The sequence below is a fragment of the Henriciella mobilis genome (genome assembly GCF_003576285.1).
Taxonomy (GTDB): Bacteria; Pseudomonadota; Alphaproteobacteria; order Caulobacterales; family Hyphomonadaceae; genus Henriciella; species Henriciella mobilis.
In genome coordinates, this window is the sequence record NZ_QWFX01000003.1 from 1 (window position 1) to 967 (window position 967).

1 protein-coding gene is annotated in these 967 nt (G+C 60.1%); it reads right to left on the bottom strand.

Annotation, left to right across the window (positions count from 1 at the left end):
- A partial coding sequence (locus D1223_RS00025) for an IS110 family RNA-guided transposase (RefSeq protein WP_233352982.1) occupies positions 1-966 on the bottom strand: 966 nt, incomplete at its 3' end.
- Between the last annotated feature and the right edge of the window lies 1 nt (position 967).

The window sequence follows — 967 nt, forward strand, 5'->3', positions numbered from 1 at the left end:
TGCTTCCTGCGATTGATACACATCACCGCGCCGAAGGATCGCCCAAGCGACTCGGGCAAGCTTCGCAGCGAGCGCCACCACCACGACATTTGGATGCGCACGGGCAAGTAGGTTGCGTAGCCATACTCCCATGGCGGTTTGCTTTTCGACGAAGTGCCGCATCGCTGCTCGTGCGCCGTGGATAAGTTGGGTTCGTAGATAGCGGTTGCCCCGCTTGCTGATGCCCAGCATTTTGGTCTTGCCGCCAGTTGAGTGTTGTCGTGGTGTCAAACCGAGCCATGCGGCCAGATCACGCCCCTTGGCAAAGGCGCTGGCATCACCCACTGCGGCGACCAGTGCCGTGGCATTGATCGCCCCAATGCCAGGAACCGTGACCAGACGCTGAGCCAGATCATCTTCACGCGTCATGGCCATCAGTTCGTCGTCATAGGCTCCTATCCTGCGGTCAAGCTCTGCCCATTCATCGCGCAGGTCCCGAAGCAGGCGCAGCATTCTGGCGCTGATTGGCAAATCGCCCCCCATAAGATCATCAAGCCGCCGGATAAGAGGACCGCGCCGCTGAGGCAGGATTATGCCGCGTTCTAACAGGACGGCGCGCAGTTGGTTGGTCAACCGCGTCCGCTCCGCAACCAGCCTTGCACGCGCCCTGTGCAGGATCTGCAAATCGAGCTGAGCTTCGCTTTTTGGCGTCACCAGGCGCATGGTTGGCCGGGTCGCGGCTTCCGCGATGGCCTCCGCATCTCGATCATCGGTCTTCTGCGCTTTGACGTAGGGCTGAACATATTCCGGCGACATTAACCGCACCGAATGACCATGCGACTGGAATGTCCGGGCCAGAAAATGTGCGCCGCAGCACGCTTCCATCGCTACCACGCATTGCGGCAGCTTCGAGACAAACTTGATCAACCCTTCACGCGTCATTCGTCGGCGCATAATTACCGCACCTGCAGCATCAAGGCCGGCCACG